Origin of the sequence: Kitasatospora sp. NPDC056651 (assembly GCF_042792155.1) — a bacterium.
Lineage (GTDB): Bacteria > Actinomycetota > Actinomycetes > Streptomycetales > Streptomycetaceae > Kitasatospora.
This window is the reverse complement of sequence record NZ_JBHTWX010000042.1, coordinates 21,822-38,326: the sequence shown is the minus strand read 5'-3', so window position 1 is coordinate 38,326 and position 16,505 is coordinate 21,822. Positions and strand designations below refer to the sequence as shown.

The 16,505-nt window shown below is 72.7% G+C and carries 15 protein-coding genes and 1 tRNA gene; 9 read left to right on the top strand and 7 right to left on the bottom strand.

Annotated features, from left to right (window positions below; all coding sequences use genetic code 11):
- Positions 1-201 precede the first annotated feature (201 nt).
- The 3 genes from ACFRAR_RS18365 to ACFRAR_RS18355 all read left to right on the top strand — a co-directional run bounded on the left by ACFRAR_RS18365 (position 202) and on the right by ACFRAR_RS18355 (position 1,763).
- Positions 202-283 (top strand) — tRNA-Leu (locus ACFRAR_RS18365).
- Between the two features lie 142 nt (positions 284-425).
- The gene (locus ACFRAR_RS18360) at positions 426-1,313 is read left to right on the top strand and encodes a Bax inhibitor-1/YccA family protein (protein WP_380699117.1); all 888 of its coding nucleotides are present in this window, start codon (positions 426-428) and stop codon (positions 1,311-1,313) included.
- Positions 1,314-1,394: 81 nt separating this feature from the next.
- Positions 1,395-1,763, top strand: a complete 369-nt coding sequence (locus ACFRAR_RS18355) for a hypothetical protein (protein WP_380699116.1) — start codon at positions 1,395-1,397, stop codon at positions 1,761-1,763.
- A gap of 167 nt (positions 1,764-1,930) precedes the next feature.
- Here the strand turns inward: ACFRAR_RS18355 and ACFRAR_RS18350 are convergent, their stop codons facing one another.
- From ACFRAR_RS18350 to ACFRAR_RS18340, 3 genes are all read right to left on the bottom strand, one after another.
- On the bottom strand, positions 1,931-2,896 hold the full coding sequence (locus ACFRAR_RS18350) for a hypothetical protein (RefSeq protein ID WP_380699115.1): 966 nt from the start codon (positions 2,894-2,896) through the stop codon (positions 1,931-1,933).
- 289 nt (positions 2,897-3,185) lie between these two features.
- A complete protein-coding gene (locus ACFRAR_RS18345; protein WP_380699114.1) occupies positions 3,186-4,406 on the bottom strand; it encodes an acetyl-CoA C-acetyltransferase in 1,221 nt (406 codons plus the stop codon).
- A 63-nt stretch (positions 4,407-4,469) separates the two neighbouring features.
- On the bottom strand, positions 4,470-5,540 hold the full coding sequence (locus tag ACFRAR_RS18340) for an SGNH/GDSL hydrolase family protein (RefSeq protein WP_380699113.1): 1,071 nt from the start codon (positions 5,538-5,540) through the stop codon (positions 4,470-4,472).
- A 251-nt stretch (positions 5,541-5,791) separates the two neighbouring features.
- Here ACFRAR_RS18340 and ACFRAR_RS18335 point away from each other — a divergent pair, with 251 nt between their 5' ends.
- The 5 genes from ACFRAR_RS18335 to ACFRAR_RS18315 all read left to right on the top strand — a co-directional run bounded on the left by ACFRAR_RS18335 (position 5,792) and on the right by ACFRAR_RS18315 (position 10,944).
- Complete coding sequence (locus ACFRAR_RS18335) at positions 5,792-7,192, top strand: cystathionine beta-synthase (RefSeq protein WP_380699112.1); 1,401 nt, start codon at positions 5,792-5,794, stop codon at positions 7,190-7,192.
- 529 nt (positions 7,193-7,721) lie between these two features.
- Positions 7,722-8,060: a hypothetical protein gene (locus tag ACFRAR_RS18330; RefSeq protein WP_380699111.1), complete on the top strand. Its 339-nt coding sequence runs from the start codon at positions 7,722-7,724 to the stop codon at positions 8,058-8,060.
- Positions 8,061-8,256: 196 nt separating this feature from the next.
- Positions 8,257-9,540: an Ig-like domain-containing protein gene (locus ACFRAR_RS18325; protein WP_380699110.1), complete on the top strand. Its 1,284-nt coding sequence runs from the start codon at positions 8,257-8,259 to the stop codon at positions 9,538-9,540.
- A gap of 82 nt (positions 9,541-9,622) precedes the next feature.
- Positions 9,623-10,174, top strand: coding sequence for a SigE family RNA polymerase sigma factor (locus tag ACFRAR_RS18320; protein ID WP_380699109.1), 552 nt, complete (start codon positions 9,623-9,625; stop codon positions 10,172-10,174).
- Positions 10,171-10,944 carry a hypothetical protein gene (locus ACFRAR_RS18315; RefSeq protein ID WP_380699108.1) on the top strand — a complete coding sequence of 258 codons (774 nt, stop codon included), beginning with the start codon at positions 10,171-10,173 and terminating at the stop codon, positions 10,942-10,944. The genes ACFRAR_RS18320 and ACFRAR_RS18315 overlap by 4 nt, the downstream gene beginning before the upstream one ends.
- Before the next feature lie 43 nt (positions 10,945-10,987).
- Here ACFRAR_RS18315 and ACFRAR_RS18310 read toward each other — a convergent pair whose 3' ends face one another.
- The 4 genes from ACFRAR_RS18310 to ACFRAR_RS18295 all read right to left on the bottom strand — a co-directional run bounded on the left by ACFRAR_RS18310 (position 10,988) and on the right by ACFRAR_RS18295 (position 15,099).
- A complete protein-coding gene (locus tag ACFRAR_RS18310; protein ID WP_380699107.1) occupies positions 10,988-11,350 on the bottom strand; it encodes a cupin domain-containing protein in 363 nt (120 codons plus the stop codon).
- Positions 11,351-11,509: 159 nt separating this feature from the next.
- Complete coding sequence (gene msrA / locus ACFRAR_RS18305) at positions 11,510-12,175, bottom strand: peptide-methionine (S)-S-oxide reductase MsrA (protein WP_380699106.1); 666 nt, start codon at positions 12,173-12,175, stop codon at positions 11,510-11,512.
- 98 nt (positions 12,176-12,273) lie between these two features.
- Positions 12,274-13,419: a hypothetical protein gene (locus ACFRAR_RS18300; RefSeq protein WP_380699105.1), complete on the bottom strand. Its 1,146-nt coding sequence runs from the start codon at positions 13,417-13,419 to the stop codon at positions 12,274-12,276.
- Between the two features lie 51 nt (positions 13,420-13,470).
- On the bottom strand, positions 13,471-15,099 hold the full coding sequence (locus ACFRAR_RS18295; protein ID WP_380699104.1) for a M48 family metalloprotease: 1,629 nt from the start codon (positions 15,097-15,099) through the stop codon (positions 13,471-13,473).
- A 232-nt stretch (positions 15,100-15,331) separates the two neighbouring features.
- On the opposite strand from ACFRAR_RS18295, the gene ACFRAR_RS18290 reads away from it, so the two are divergent.
- Positions 15,332-16,486 carry a cystathionine gamma-synthase gene (locus tag ACFRAR_RS18290; protein ID WP_380699103.1) on the top strand — a complete coding sequence of 385 codons (1,155 nt, stop codon included), beginning with the start codon at positions 15,332-15,334 and terminating at the stop codon, positions 16,484-16,486.
- The last annotated feature ends 19 nt before the right edge of the window (positions 16,487-16,505 follow it).

Below are 16,505 nucleotides of genomic sequence, written 5' to 3'. Positions count from 1 at the left end.
ACCGCTGGGCGTACGGAGGGGACGGACCCATCCTCCTGCGGTATGACGTGAACCCTGAGGCGGTCGGATGGCCGGAACGGACATCCTTCGTGGCCAAATTTCGGACAGTTCGTCAGATGGCAAGCAAACATGACAACTTCCCGGGCAGGGAACATGCGAAAGAGTGAGTCGGGCGACTAGGCTCAGGGTGGTTTCGCAGACGCCCGGATGGTGGAACGCAGACACGGGCAGCTTAAAACTGCTTGGCCGCGAGGCCGTGCCGGTTCGAGTCCGGCTCCGGGCACCGATCTCCCGGCGGGGACGCACGACGGCGTCCCCGCCGGACGCCGTTCACCGGATCCTCCTCGCGGCGTATCCCGGAATTTTTGCCAAGCCATTACCCTTGTGCAATGGACGGTGCAGTGCCGCCACGGAGGGAATGAGCAATGAGAAGCAGCAACCCGGTCTTCTCGCGGGAGGGGTCCTTCACCCGCGACGCCGGCTACGCGGGGTTCGGTACCTCCCCGCAGGCCGGGAGCCCGTACGGTCAGAACCCCTACGGCCAGAACCCCTACGCGGGCACGCCCTACGCGCAGCAGCCGCAGGGCCAGGCCCCGCTCACCGACGAGCAGCTGTACCAGATGTACAACGGGCCGGCGGCCGGCCCGGCGGCCACCGGGCGGATGACGCTGGACGACGTGGTCGCCCGCACCGCCATGACGCTGCTGACGCTCGTCGCGGCCGGTGCGGTGGCGTGGTTCACGCTGCCGTTCGAGAACTACGGCTACGCGGTCGGCGCCAGCCTGGTGGCCCTGGTCGTCGGCCTGGTGATCTCCTTCAAGCGCAGCGTCAGCCCGCCGCTGATCCTCACCTACGCGGCCCTCCAGGGCTTCGCGATGGGCGCCGTCTCGCACGCCTTCAACACGATGCTGAACGGCATCGTGATCCAGGCCGTGCTGGGCACGGCGGCGGTCTTCGCGGCGATGCTGTTCGCCTACAAGAGCGGCAGGATCCGGGTCACCGCGCGCTACCAGCGGATCGGCATCGCGGTCGCCCTGGGCTTCGTGCTGCTGATGCTGGTCAACCTGGTCGCGTCGGCCTTCGGCGCGGACATGGGGCTGCGCTCCGGCCCGCTGGGCATCGTGGTCGGCCTGATCGGCATCGGCCTGGGCGCCTTCTTCCTGTCGCTGGACTTCCACGAGATCGAGACGGCGATCGCCCAGGGCGCGCCGCAGCGCGAGTCGTGGCGGGCCGCCTTCGGGCTGACCCTGTCGCTGGTCTGGATCTACATGGAGATGCTGCGGCTGATCGCGATCCTGCGCGGCGACGACTGACGGTCCCCGCCGTGAACCACTGCCGCCGGGCCCCGGAGCACTCGCTCCGGGGCCCGGCGGCTTTCGCATACGCTCCTGTCCATGCATGACGTGGAGCCCCTGACCGAAGCCGTCGACAAACTGGCGGATCGTTTCCGCTCACTGCCGCAGAGCAAGCTGCTGGGTGCCGTCCCCGGGCACGCCTCGCGGGCGGCGGCCGGGCTGGCGCTGGCCCGTCGGCTGGCCGTACTGGCGATGGCGCTGGAGGAAGGGCCGTGGGCGGAGTTCCCGGACGCCGGGGCCTTCGCGGTCGGCGACCAACTGGCCGTCGCCGGGCACGATCTGGCGGTCGCGATCGCGGCGCTGCCGGCGGGCGCGCTGGTGGACCTGGAGGACACTTCGTTGACGCCGTCCGGGTTGGCGGACTACGCGGTGGCGGCGGTCCGGGAGACGGCGGCGCTCTGCGGCTGAGTGCCGCGGCGCGAACGGGCGCGCACGGACGTGATCGGACGTGATCGGGCGCGCACACGCGCGGCCACGTGCGGACACGCCGAAGGCCGGCCGGGTCGGTAACCCCGTGACCCGGCCGGCCTTCGGCGCGCTGCGTGCTGGTGATCCGGTGATCCGGTGAGCTGGTGTCAGATGCTGGCGACCACCCGGTCGGCGAGCACGTAGACGGCCTCCTCGTCGGTGGAGAAGGTCAGCGAGTACGAGCCGGAGAAGCGCGAGCCGCCGAGCAGTCGGACGTGCTCACCGGCACGGACCGCGTCGATCAGCCGGTAGGCGGCCTCCCGGTCGCCCGGGGCCACGCAGAGGGTGGTGCCGTCGGCGAAGGCATACACGTCCAGGGTGCCCAGCGGGCCCGGGCGGACGTCGATCAGGGCGACGGCCTCCTCGGCGAGGGCGGCCAGCCGGTTGTCGGTCCACTCCCGGGACGGCGCCTGGCTGGGGACGAAGTCGGGGTGCGAGGGGTGGCGGCGCGGGTCGGGCGCGGCGACCGGGGCCTCCTCGACGGCAGGGGCCTCCTCGACGGCCGGGTCGGCGTCGAGCAGCCCGGCCTCCAGGCCGGTGGCGAGCAGGTCGGCCTCGCGGCGGGCCCGGGCGTCCTTGGCCTCGCCGACCGGGTGGCCGGGGCGCAGCGGCACGCCGCCCTCGCCGCCCGGTTCGGCCGGGGAGACCGGGGCGGTGCCGCCCTCGTTGATCAGGTCCTCCAGTGCGGAGCGCAGCGCTTCGCCGAACTCCGGGTCCATCGTCCCGGCGTTGTCGACGGCGTCCTGCGGGCCGGTGGGGCGGGGGAAGAAGAGCGGCCACTCGTCGGTTCCGGAGAGCGCGCCGGTGAACGGGGAGTCGAGCAGCGGTGCGTCCTCGGCCGCCCGGGCCTCCTGCTCGGCCCAGAACGCCCGGGCCTCGGTGATCTCCCGCTCGCGGTCGGCGGCGAGCGCCTCGGTGACGGCCCGGCGTATCGCGGCCTCGTCCATCGGGGCGGGCTCGGTCCGGGCCGCGGCCTGCGCGTCCAGTCGGCGGGAGAGTCCGCGGAGGTGGAGCAGCACGGCGGTCGACACGGTGATCAGGATCAGCAGCAGGATGGTGTAGACGGCGCTCACGGAACGTACTCCTAGCGAGGAGCGGAACGGGGTTACGTGTCCACACTGCCGCATCCTGGGCTGTTACCGCAGTGGCGAATGTCCAATTCCTCCGGGACTTTCGCTCTTGTCCCCAAATTGTTAGGTAACACCGTTCTACGCAGTGGAGTTGATCCGCTCCGCAGTGTCGATTTCCGGGCCGAAAACGAAAGAAAAGAGGGCCGGATCGACCTCGCGGTGTGATTCGGCCCTCAATTACGCTGCGTCACTCCAAATGGGTGGTCCAGACCCTTCGGGGGGCGCGGAAGGGTCAGCTGAGGCGCTCGATGACCATCGCCATGCCCTGGCCGCCGCCGACGCACATGGTCTCCAGGCCGAACTGCTTGTCGTGCCACTGGAGGGAGTTGATCAGAGTGGTGGTGATCCGGGCGCCGGTCATGCCGAAGGGGTGGCCGACCGCGATCGCGCCGCCGTTGACGTTCAGCTTGTCCAGGTCGACGCCGAGGTCCCGGTAGGAGGGGATCACCTGGGCCGCGAAGGCCTCGTTGATCTCGACCAGGTCGATGTCGTCGATGGTCAGGCCGGCCCGCCGGAGCGCCTGCCTGGAGGCCTCGACCGGGCCGTAGCCCATGATCTCGGGGGAGAGCGCGCTGACGCCGGTGGAGACCACCCGGGCGAGCGGGGTGATGCCGAGTTCGCGGGCCTTGGTGTCGGACATGACGACCAGCGCCGCGGCGCCGTCGTTCAGCGGACAGCAGTTACCGGCGGTAACGGTGCCGTCGGGGCGGAACACCGGCTTCAGGCCGGCGACGCCCTCCAGGGTGACGCCGGCGCGCGGGCCGTCGTCGGTGCTGACCACGGTGCCGTCCGGGAGCGTCACCGGGGTGATCTCGCGCTCCCAGAAGCCGGCCTTGATGGCGGCCTCGGCGAGGTTCTGCGAGCGGACGCCGAACTCGTCCTGCTCGGCGCGGGTGATGCCCTTGAGCGCGGCCAGGTTCTCGGCGGTCTGGCCCATCGCGATGTAGGCGTCCGGCAGCAGCCCGTCCTCGCGCGGGTCGTGCCACGCGCCGCCACCCTGCTCCGCGCGCTGCTTGGTGCGGGCCTGGGCCTCGTCGAAGAGCGGGTTCATGGTGCCCGGCAGGCCGTCCGAAGTGCCGTTCACGCTGCGCGAGACGGTCTCGACCCCGGCCGAGACGAAGACGTCGCCCTCGCCCGCCTTGATCGCGTGCAGCGCCATCCGCGTGGTCTGGAGCGAGGAGGAGCAGTAGCGGGTGATGGTGGTGCCCGGCAGGTAGTCCATGCCCATCTGGACGGCCACGATGCGGGCCAGGTTGTGGCCCTGCTCGCCGCCGGGCAGGCCGCAGCCCAGCATCAGGTCGTCGATCCGGCGCGGGTCGAGCTGCGGGACCTTGGCCAGGGCGGCCTGGATGACGTGGGCGGTCAGGTCGTCCGGGCGGACGTCCTTGAGGGAGCCCTTGAACGCCCGGCCGATCGGCGAACGGGTGGCGCTGACGATGACGGCTTCGGGCATGGCGGGCTCCTCGCTGGGTGACGGTGGACCTGACGTCCGGGAGGAAAGTTACCGCCTGGTAGATCAGGCGTCACCGGAGCCGGCGTGTGAGCTGGCCGACGTATTCCCCGGGGCCGTACCGGCCTCCTTCCCGCTCTCCGGGCCGGGCAGACCGATCCGCAGCCGGTGCCGCAACTGGGCCCAGCGGCGGCTCGCGCCCTCCGCCGCGACGGCCGCCACCTCGGTGCCCTCCCGCCCGGCCGCCGCGGCGGCGGCCACCGCGACCGGCAGCACCGCGCTGCCGGGGGCGGCCGCGGCCGCGGGCTTCTCCTGCGGCCAGAGGTCGAGTGCCGCGCAGACCGAGGGCAGCACGGCCATCGCGGCGGTCGCGTAGCCCTGGGCGGAGGGGTGGTAGCGGTCGGCGGCGAACATCTCCGGGCGCGCGGCGAACTCCGGGCCCAGCAGCGAGCCGAGCGAGACCGTCCGGCCGCCCGCCTCGACCACCGCGATGGTCTGCGCGGCGGCCAGCTGCCGGCTCAGCCGCCGGGCCACCCAGCGCAGCGGCGGGCGCACCGGCTTGATCGTCCCGAGGTCGGGGCAGGTGCCCACGACCACCTCGCAGCCGTTGGCACGCAGGGCGGCGACGGCCTCGCCGAGCTGGCGGACGGCCAGCTGGGCGGGACTGTGCCGGGTCACGTCGTTGGCGCCGATCATGATCACCGCGATGTCCGGGCGGTGCCGCAGCGCCCGCTCCAGCTGGCCGGAGAGGTCGGCGGAGCGGCCGCCGGAACGGGCCACGTTGACCAGCCGGACCGGGCGCTCGGCCACCGAGGCGAGGCCGGCGGCGAGCAGGGCGCCCGGGGTCTCGCCGGCCCGGGCCACGCCGAGGCCGGCGCCGGTGGAGTCGCCGAGGACGGCCAGTACGAGCGGGGCCCGCGGGGCGGCGGTGCGGTCGGCGAAGGCCTCGCCGTAGACGCCGTCGGCCTTGGGCGGCTGCGTCTCCAGCACGCCGATGGCCTGGACGGCGAGCTTGCTCTCGGTCAGCAGCAGGCCGACCAGGCCGACCCCGAGCAGGCCGAGCCCGCCGCCGCCGTACGCCGCGGCGGTGGCGATCCGGCGGGCCACCCGCGCCCGCGAGTCCTGTGCCCCTGGCATGGCGGTGCCCCCTTCGCGTGCTCCCTGCCGGCCCCTCCGGCGGTATCCCGCTTCTACCCGCGCGGAGGGCGGGAGTATCGGCGGAGACAGGCCATTGGTGAGGAGGGGGGAGAAGGGGTGGTGAGGCGGAGAGCGGGGTGGGGGGCGGGGCTTCGGGGCAGGGGGGAAGCAGGGGGGCCACGGGGCGGGTGTCACGCCCTACGCTTTGCAGTACCGAAGCACTCGCATGCCCATAGACCGGGAGGACCCCCGTGCGGTACCACAATTCGATCATCGACCTGGTCGGCAACACGCCTCTGGTCAAGCTGAACAAGGTCACCGAGGGCATCAGCGCGACAGTGCTGGCGAAGGTCGAGTACTTCAACCCCGGTGGCTCGGTCAAGGACCGCATCGCGATGCGCATGATCGAGGCCGCCGAGGCCTCGGGCGCCCTCAAGCCCGGCGGCACCATCGTCGAGCCGACCTCCGGCAACACCGGCGTCGGCCTGGCGATCGTGGCCCAGCAGAAGGGCTACAAGTGCATCTTCGTCTGTCCGGACAAGGTCTCGACGGACAAGATCAACACCCTGCGCGCGTACGGCGCCGAGGTGGTGGTCTGTCCGACCGCCGTCGCCCCGGAGCACCCGGACTCGTACTACAACGTCTCCGACCGGCTGGTCCGGGAGACCCCGAACGCCTGGAAGCCGGACCAGTACTCCAACCCGGACAACCCGGCCTCGCACTACCACTCCACCGGCCCGGAGCTGTGGGAGCAGACCGACGGGAAGATCACCCACTTCGTGGCCGGCGTCGGCACCGGCGGCACCATCTCCGGCACCGGCAACTACCTGAAGGACGCCTCCGGCGGCAAGGTCAAGGTGATCGGCGCCGACCCGGAGGGCTCGGTCTACTCGGGCGGCACCGGCCGGCCGTACCTGGTCGAGGGCGTCGGTGAGGACTTCTGGCCGACCGCCTACGACCGCGGCGTCGCGGACGAGATCGTCGCCGTCTCCGACAAGGACTCGTTCCAGATGACCCGCCGCCTGGCCAAGGAGGAGGGCCTGCTGGTCGGCGGCTCCTGCGGCATGGCCGTGGTGGCCGCGCTGGAGGTGGCCCGCAAGCTCGGGCCGGACGACGTCGTGGTGGTGCTGCTGCCGGACGGCGGCCGCGGCTACCTGTCGAAGATCTTCAACGACGACTGGATGGCCGACTACGGCTTCCTGCCCTCCTCCACCGACGAGGCGCACATCGGCGAGGTGCTGGCCCGCAAGGAGTCCATCGCGCAGGGCGGCGTCCCGCAGTTCGTCCACATGCACCCGAACGAGACGGTCGCCGAGGCGGTCCGGGTGCTGCGCGAGTACGGCGTCTCGCAGATGCCGGTGGTCTCCCCGGGCGCCGGACACCCGGACATCATGGCCGGCGAGGTGATCGGCTCGGTGGTGGAGAAACTGCTGCTGGAGGGCATCTTCGCGAAGGACATCGAGCTGACCGACACGCTGGACAAGGTGATGTCCAAGCCGCTGCCGGTGGTCGGCTCGGGCGAGACCGTCACCAACCTGATGACCGTGCTGGAGAAGGCCGACGCGGCCGTCGTGCTGGTCGAGGGCAAGCCGCAGGGCATCGTCACCCGCCAGGACCTGCTGGGCTTCCTGACCGGTCGCGGCCAGCACTGACCCGACGCAGCCGCCCCGGGGACGGCCGAGGAGGGGCGTCCCCGGGAAGTGGTACACCGGCGTCACCTGTCCGCAGCACGCGGTTAACAAGGCTCCGGCATCGTGGTGGTCAACGGCAGGACGCCGAGTGAGGCGACGGCAACCGTCCGGGAGCGGCTCCCCGGCGACCGCGGTCGGCTCCGGACACGCCGGGCGGACCTGACCGGCCCGTCGTGTCCTGTGCCGTGGGAGGCGTCGTCGTCTCGCTCCTGCCCGGCTCCGGCCGGCCGACAGGGTGCGGCGGCTCCCACGGCAGCACCGCGCCGCACGGCGCGCGTCCCCGCGGCTCCCGGGTGGGGGAGCCGGTGCGGGGGAGCGGCGGGGCCGGTCCTTCTCCGAGGGACCGGCCCCTTCCGTTCGCCCGCGCGCTCCTTGCGTTCATCCCGCGCGCCGTTTCCCGTTCGCCCGCGCGCTCCGGCGCGCGCGGGGTGTGCGCCGGGCGGGTGCCCGTGCGCCGCGCCGGGCGCGGCCGTCCCGTACGCTCGCACGCATGACCAGCATTGAAACGACCGACCAGGACACCCCGCGCTACGTCCGGGTCAAGATCGAGCTCATCGCGGAGATCACCGACGAGGGCGCGCTCAAGACCGCCGCCCTGGAGGCCGTCACCGCGGACGAGTACCTCGACGACGAGGAGCGCGCCCAGTCCGTCGAGGCCATCGAGGTGGACCCGTCGGGTTCGCTCGCCCACTTCATCGACCCCGTCGCGCTGCTCGGCGACGTGCCCGGCGTGGAGCTCGCCTCGGCGACCTGGGAGTCGGCGCAGACCGAGTTCGACCCCGACAACGAGGAGTGGGACGAGTACCGGGTGGACGAGACCGCCGAGTAGTGCCCACCGGATGGCGGCCCTCGCCGTCGCCGCTCGTGAACGCCCGGTCCGCCTCGCGGACCGGGCGTTTCGTCCCTGTTCGTCGGGAAGTTGGGTCATCTCATACGATCGCTTACCCTTCGGTGATGGAACCGTGAACGGGTGGATTGCGTTTCTGTATCCGTAATGCCCCGGATGATCAGCAGGGAGACGCGACGTGACGGCACGGGACGGTCAGGGACGGGTGGCCGGAAGCAGCTGGAGCCGGCGCGGGGTCCTCGCGGGGCTGATCGGGGCGCCCGTCCTGCTGCTGGCGGCCTGCAACGACAACAGCGCCTCCGGCTCCGGTAACGGCGGCTCCGGCGGCAGTGGCAGCGGCAGCGGAGGCCCCGGCACCGGCGGTGCGAGCAGCGCCGCCCCGAAGACCTCGGCCGCCGTCATCACCGTCACCCCGGCGGACGGCGCCGCCGCCGCGAGCTTCAGCGAGCCGGTCAAGGTCACCGTGACCGACGGCACCCTGAGCAGCGTCAAGGTCGTCGACACCACCGGCAAGGAACTGGCCGGCCAGCTCTCCGCCGACGGCACCGGCTGGACCTCGGCCGCCGCCCCCGCCAGCGGTACCAAGTACACCGTCGCCGCCACCGCCTTCGACAAGGAGAAGCTGGAGGCGGACTCCAACGCCGTCTTCACCACGGCGACCCCGGCCAACACCTTCGTCGGCTACTTCACCCCGGAGGACGGCTCGACGGTCGGCGTCGGCATGCCGGTCTCGATCAGCTTCAGCAAGCCGATCACCGACCGCAAGGCCGTCCAGCAGGCGATCACGGTGATAGCCGAGCCGGGCGTCGAGATCGTCGGCCACTGGTTCTCCAGCACCCGCCTCGACTTCCGGCCGCAGCAGTACTGGGCCAAGGGCACCAAGGTCACCCTCAAGCTCCGGCTCAAGGACGTCGAGGGCGCCAAGGGCGTGTACGGCACCCAGTCCAAGGACGTCAGCTTCACCATCGGCCGCGCCCAGACGAGCGTCGCGGACCTCGCCACCAAGAAGCTCACCGTCACCACCGACGGCCAGGTCAGCGCCGTCTACAAGATCTCCGGCGGCTCGCCCGAGCACACCACCTGGGGCGGCAAGATGGTGATCTCCGAGCAGTACACCCAGACCCGGATGAACTCGCAGACCGTCAACCTGGGCAGCGAGTACGACATCGCGGACGTGCCGCACGCCCAGCGCCTCAGCACCTCGGGCACCTTCATCCACGGCAACTACTGGTCCTCGCCGTCCATCTTCGGCGGCCAGAACACCAGCCACGGCTGCATCGGTCTCCAGGACACCAAGGGCGCGCAGGACGCCGGCAGCGACGGCTACAAGTTCTACAAGTCCTCGATGGTCGGCGACGTGGTCGAGGTCGTGAACTCCGGCGACAAGACGGTCGCCCCGGACAACGGCCTGAACGGCTGGAACATGAGCTGGGCCACCTGGAAGGCCGGCAGCGCCGTCTGACCCGTCTGACCCGCCGGACCCGTTCCGAAGAAAACTCCCGGGCGGACCGAACCTCGCGGTCCGCCCGAGGAGTAGGACGGGTGTGAAACGCGAGCAGAGACAGCGACAGGACGCCGAGTTCACCGCGTTCGTCGCCGGGAGCGGCCGCCGGCTGCTGAGGCTGGCCGAGCTGTTGACCGGCGACCCGGAGCGGGCCGAGGACATCGTGCAGTCGGCGCTGGAGCGTGCCTACCTGCACTGGCACCGGATCACCGGTGACGACCCCACCGCGTACGTCCGGCGGATCGTCGTCAACCAGCACCGTGACTGGTGGCGCCGGCTGCGCAACCGCGAACTGCCCACCGAGCACACCCCCGACCGGCCGCTGGCCGAGGACCTCGCCGAACGGCAGGCCGAACGCGCCCTGCTGCACCAGGCGTTGGGAACGCTCACCCGCCGGGAGCGGACGGTCGTCGTGCTGCGGTACTACGGGGACCTCACCGAGGCCGCCATCGCGGCCGAACTGGGCATCGCCCAGGGCACGGTGAAGAGCACGCTGCACCGGGCGTTGTCGAAGCTGCGCGCACATCCCCAACTCGCCGGGCGCCACGGCGCGTCGGCGGGTTCCACGACGCACATCGAGGTGACGGCATGAGCTTCGAGAACCGGCTCGGCGAACTGCTCAAGGACGAGGACCCGTACGAGGCCGGGCCCGACCCGGTACCGATCATCGCCGCCGCCCGGCGCCGCCGCGCCCGTCGCCGGGCGGCGACCGGGGCCGCGGCGCTCGCGGTGGCGCTGGTCTGCGGGGTGACGGCGGTGACGGCGGGCAACGCCCGGCACGTCGGGGGCGCGGCGGGTGCCGCCGGGGCGGCGTTCACTCCGACGGCGGGGGCGCTGACGCCCGCCGACCCGGCCCCCACAGCGACCCCGACCGCGCCACCGCGCTCGCCGGTGCAGCGGGTCGAGCCGGGGGAGAAGATCGAGCCGGCCCCCGGGATCAGGCTGTCGGTGACCGCGGGCGAGAAGTGCCGGGACACCCTCGACCCGACCACCGGCGCCTACGCGAGCCAGGGGTGCACCGACATGCGCACCCCGGGCCTGCCGGGCGGCAAACCCGACCTCTCCATGGAGTTCTACGAGGCGGCCGACCGCATCGTGGTGAACAGCTACTACCTGGGCCCGACTCCGAGCCGGATCGTGGTCTTCGAGGAAGGCCGGCCCACCGTCGCCACCCTGCTGGTCACCGAGGGGATGACGGACTGGGTCGCCTACTACGCCGTCCTGCCGCCGACCTCGTCGCGGGCGGCGCCGTACCGGGCCGCCCCCGCCGTCGGGGTCTACGACGCCGACGGCAAGCTGGTGGCCGAATACGTCGGCCACACGGTGGCCGGCGGGTCGGAGCGGCCGCCCACCGTGCTCTGAGCCTCCCGCCGCACACGAGTCCGCCGCACACGAGTCGCGCTGGTCACCGCTTCGCGTAGTCCGCGAAGCCCTGCCAGTCGACGATCACGCAGGGCTCCTGGCCCACCGTCCAGGCGTCGTGCCCGGGCGGGCAGAGCATGAAGTCCCCGGGGCCCACTTCGGTCTCCCGGCCGTCGTCCATGACGAGCTTCATCCGGCCGGAGACCACGTACCCGGCGTGGGCGGCCTGGCAGCTGTCGGTCCCGGCGATCGGTTTCACGTGCTTGGACCACTGCCAGCCCGGCTCGAACACGGCCCGGCCCACCGGGCCGCCGTCCAGGTTGACCAGCCGCAGTTCCCCCGTGCCCGCTTCGAACGGGCGGACTTCCTCGGGATCGTCGAAGTTCCGCTGGTAGAGATCGGACATGGCGAGCTCCTCTCCCACGAGGCCGGCCCGGCCACCAGCGGGCGGCCGGGCCGGCCTGCTGGCCCTTCCAGTCTGCGCCCGGATCGGGAATCGGTCACTTTGAGTGGCCGTCGCAGGGTGCGGTCAGGGTGCGGTCAGGGCGCGGTCCGGGGCGGGGGATCAGTTCCCGGTGCGGGCCACGCCGATCGGGCAGGAGGCGCCGGTGCCGCCGAGACCGCAGTACCCGTTGGGGTTCTTGGACTCCGACAGGTACTGCTGGTGGTACGGCTCGGCCGGGAAGAACGGTCCGGCCGCGGTGATCTCGGTGGTGATCGGACCGTGACCGAGCGTGGTCAGGGACGGCTGGAAGGCATCCCGGGTGGCCACCGCGGCCTCGGCCTGGGCGGGGGAGTGGGTGTAGACGGCGGAGCGGTACTGGGTGCCCACGTCGTTGCCCTGGCGGTTGCCCTGGGTCGGGTCGTGCGCCTCCCAGAACGTCTTCAGCAGCCGCTCGTAGGAGATCACGGCCGGGTCGTACACCACCCGGACCGCCTCGGTGTGCCCGGTCAGCCCGCTGCACACCTCCTCGTACGTCGGGTTCGGGGTGTGGCCGCCCTGGTAACCGACCAGCGTCGTCCAGACGCCGGGCAGCCGCCAGAAGACGCGCTCGGCGCCCCAGAAGCAGCCCAGCCCGAAGTCGGCCACCTCCAGGCCCTGCGGGTACGGGCCGGTCAGCGGGTGCCCGAGCACGGTGTGCGGCTCGCGCAGCTCGAAGGCCGGGGCGGGCCGGCCGGGCAGCGCCTGGTCGGCGGGGACGAGCGAGGTCTTGTGGCGGTCGAACAGCACGGCCTGCTCCAGCGGGTCGGGGAAGGTGGCGCTGTTTCCAACGCGGACGGCCGCCCCCGGATTCCGGGAGCGGCCGTCGGGGTCGTGCGCGGGAGCGGTCAGGCGTCCCGCCCGGCCGCCGCGACGGCGCCCTGGACCGCGTCGATCCGCACGTCGATGAAGAACTGCCGGGGGTCCCGGCGGGTGGTGAACGGCTGCGGGATGTACTGCCCCAGGGCCCGGAACTGCTCCAGGGCCTCGGTGTGCCGTTCGGCCCGGGTCAGGGCGTAGGCGAGCCAGCCGCGGGCGTACCGGATGCGCGGGTGGTCCGGATCGGCGGCGGCGAGATCGGCGAGTGCGGCGTCCAGGGCGGCACCGACCTCCGGGCGCTCCCACGCGACGAGCGTCTCCCCGTCCCGGCTGAACTGCTCGGAGTACGCCTCCAGCTTGATCGGCGCGAGCAGGCTGCCGGCCGGCGCGGCGGCGATCGCCCCGTCGATGAAGGCGTGCATCAGCTCGTGGCTGCCGCGCCACTTCTCGCACCAGTACTGCAGTGCCCGGTTGTGCGCCGACCAGTGGTGCGGATCGCGCTTGCCCAGTTCGGTCCAGAGCTCGCCGAAGCGGTCGTGGGACCAGCCGAGGCCCATGGCGACGCCGATCTGGGCGACCCACGGGTTGGGGTCGTCGTCGGGGGCGAGCGCGACCGCCTGGGCGGCGTACTCCTCGGCCTCCCGCAGGACCCGGTGGAAGCCCTCGAACTGCTCGCGGGTGACCTGGCTCGCCGCCGCGCCCGTACGGATCCTCCAGGCCAGGAAGACCAGGCCGTCCAGGTGCACCAGCGCGGCCGTCGGGTCCTCCGGGTGCTCCGCCCGCCAGGCCCGCAGCCAGGTGTCGTCCTCGGCCGCCAGCTCGGCCAGCGCGCGCTGGCGCCGCCAGCGGACGTCGGGGGCGGCCGACGCGGTGAGGTAGGCGGCGGCCGGTCGCCAGTCGCCCGCCTTCGCGGCGGCGAGCGCGGCCTCCTCCTCGGGGCCGGGCTCGTCGTCCATGAGCAGGTCCTTGCCGAGCAGCAGCCCGTGGTCCTCCGGGTGGATCGTGTTCTTCGCCCGCTCCTCCTCGGCGAGCCGCGCCTCGTGGCGGGCGATGGTGGCCTTGGCCCGCTCCAGCTGGGCCAGCTTGCGCTCGGCCAGCCGGCGCAGGACGGCCGGGAGCAGCAGGATGACGCCGACGACGGCGAGGATCGCGACGAGCACGATGATGCCGGTCAAGGATGTTCCTTCCATGGCGGGTGGCCGTGAGTGAGGGTCGGTGCTCGGTGCTCAGTGGTGAGTGGTGAGCGGGCCGGGGAGGCCGGCCCCGGCCAGCAGCGCGCGCAGCGGCGAGGTGTCCGGGGTGTCGCCGCAGGCGGCGTCGAGGGCGCCGTCGAAGGCGTCCGGGAAGCCGTCCGGCAGGCGCAGTTCGGCCGGTCCGGACCAGGAGAGCTCCCAGCCGGCCAGGCCGGCCTCGGCCAGGGCGAGGACGGCGGCGTGCGCCAGTTCCCGGCGCAGCGCCGGGCGGGCGAACTCGCGGGCGGACCGGCCGGTGGCGCGGGCGGCCTGCTCGCTCTTCGGCAGCCGGTCGGTGAACTCCCAGGCCCGGCCGGTGTCGACGGCGTCGAGCAGGCCGTGGACGGTGGGCGGCAGGCCCAGTGCCGTCAGCGCCCCGCCGGCCGGCGCGGCCGCCTCGCGGGCGTGCGCCAGCATCGCGCCGCGGACCAGCTCGGCCCACTCGACCCGCTGCTTGCCGGCCGTCTCGGGGACCAGCGACACGGCCTCCAGCTCGGTCAGCACCCGCTCGGCGTCGTGCAGCAGGGCGAGGGCCGGGCCGGTGGCGCCGGCGCCGCGCCCGTCGTCGGGCAGCGCCTCGATCGCGGCGACCCGGCGGTCGATCGGCGGGTGGGAGTCGTACGGGTCGGGCTCGTGCTCGGGCAGTTCGAGCGCGTACTCGGCGAGCTGCCGACGGCGTTCCGGGTCGCTCAGCAGGTGCTGGAGGCCGCCGAAGACCTGGCCGGGCGGTGGGAGCAGGCCGGCCTGCCAGCCGATGGTGGCGTAGCTGTCGAGGTAGAAGTCCTGGGCGGAGTCCAGCACCGGCACCTTGCGCAGCGCCGAGGCGGTGGCGTCCCGGCCGGCCAGCTGGGCGGCGATCAGGTCGGCGGCGTACTCCTGGCGGCGGCCGACGGCCTCGGAGACCCGGAAGTAGAGCTTGGCGTAGAGGGTGAAGAGGCCGGCGAGGACCCGGTCGACGCCGCCGCCGGCCTCCTCGTCGGAGGGCTTGCGGCCCTTGGCCAGCCGCTTCTCGGCCTTGGCGGCGAGCTTGGCGGCCTCCTCGGCCTGGTGTCGGTCGGCGCGCTGGTGGAGCCCGCCGATGGTGTGCAGGATCGCGCGGCGGCCGGCCACCGTGAGGGCGGCCAGCCGGACGTCCCGGTTGCTGTAGTGGCCGAACTCGTGCCCGAGGACGGACTCCAGTTCGCCCTCGGTGAGGCCCATCAGCAGCGGGGCGCCGATGATCAGGTGGCGCTTGCCGGGGACCAGGCCGAGCAGCCTGGTCTCCTCGAACACGCCCGCGTTGACCTCGGGCACGAGCCGGATCTCGGCCGGTCCGCGGACGCCGGTGCGCTCGCCGATCCGGTCGACCATGCCCCAGACGGCGGGCTGCTGCTCGCGGGTGAGGGGGACTCCTGGCAGCTCGCCGCCGTCCTTGCGGCGGCGGGTCAGGAACACCACCCGGAGCACCGGGTAGGCGACCGCGGCGGTCAGGGCCCAGACCTTGATCAGTGCCGGGCGGAACCCGTCGGACGCCTGGAACAGCGCGATGTCGAGGACGAGCAGGCCCACGACGATGCCGAGGGCGAGCAGGTAGAAGCCGGCGAGCAGGGCCACGGCCGTGACGGCCCGGATGGATGTGCTCATGCCAGTGGAACGCTGGGGCGCGCCCATGCGGTGGTCCTCCCCGGTGCGCGACGGCAGGGCGGCGCGCGGTTGTTGCGTGGTGAACATGTGTACGACGGGTGGTGATCGTAGCGGTCACCCGTGGTCGGGCGCACCGCAGTTCCGGCCCCGGCACCCCCACCCCCACCTGCGGGTTCACCCCGGTTCCCGGTTCGTGAGGGCTTGACGGCATTCGCCCACTAGGCTCGGACCCATGACCGAGCACCAGCTTCCTCAGGGCTTCGAGACCCTCGCCATCCACGCGGGTCAGGAGGCAGACCCCCAGACCGGGGCAGTCGTCACGCCGATCTACCAGGTGTCCACCTACAAGCAGGACGGGGTGGGCGGACTGCGGGGCGGCTACGAGTACAGCCGCAGCGCCAACCCGACCCGCACCGCGCTGGAGGAGTGCCTCGCGGCACTGGAAGGCGGCGCCCGCGGCCTCGCCTTCGCCTCCGGCCTGGCCGCCGAGGACACCCTGCTGCGGACCATCCTCAAGCCGGGCGACCACATCGTCATCCCCAACGACGCCTACGGCGGCACCTTCCGGCTGTTCGCCAAGGTGCTGACCCGCTGGGGCGTCGACTTCTCCGTCGCCGACACCCAGGACCTGGCCGCCGTCCGCGAGGCGCTGCGCCCCAACACCCGCGCGGTGTGGGTGGAGACCCCGTCCAACCCGCTGCTGGGCATCACCGACCTGGCCGCGCTCGCCGAGATCGCCCACGGCGCCGGCGCGCTGCTGGTGGTCGACAACACCTTCGCCAGCCCGTACCTCCAGCAGCCGATCTCGTTCGGCGCGGACGCGGTCGTCCACTCCACCACCAAGTACATGGGCGGCCACTCGGACGTGGTCGGCGGTGCGCTGGTGCTGGCCGACGCGGCCCTCGGCGAGGAGGTCGCCTACCACCAGAACGCGATGGGTGCCGTCTCCGGCCCGTTCGACGCCTGGCTGGTGCTGCGCGGCATCAAGACGCTGGGTGTCCGGATGGACCGGCACAGCGCCAACGCGGAGAAGGTCGCCGAGCTGCTGGCGAGCCACCCGAAGGTCAGCCGGGTGCTCTACCCGGGGCTGCCCGAGCACCCCGGCCACGACATCGCCGCCAAGCAGATGAAGGCCTTCGGCGGCATGGTCTCGTTCCGGGTCGCGGCCGGCGAGGAGGCGGCCGTCGAGGTCTGCAACCGCGCCAAGCTGTTCACCCTCGGCGAGTCGCTCGGCGGCGTCGAGTCGCTGATCGAGCACCCGGGCCGGATGACCCACGCCTCGGCGGCGGGCTCGCCGCTGGAGGTGCCGTCCGACCTGGTGCGCGTCTCGGTCGGCATCGAGTCGATCGACGACCTGCTGGCCGACCTCCAGCAGGCGCTGGGCTGAGGAGGGCGAGGGGCCGCGC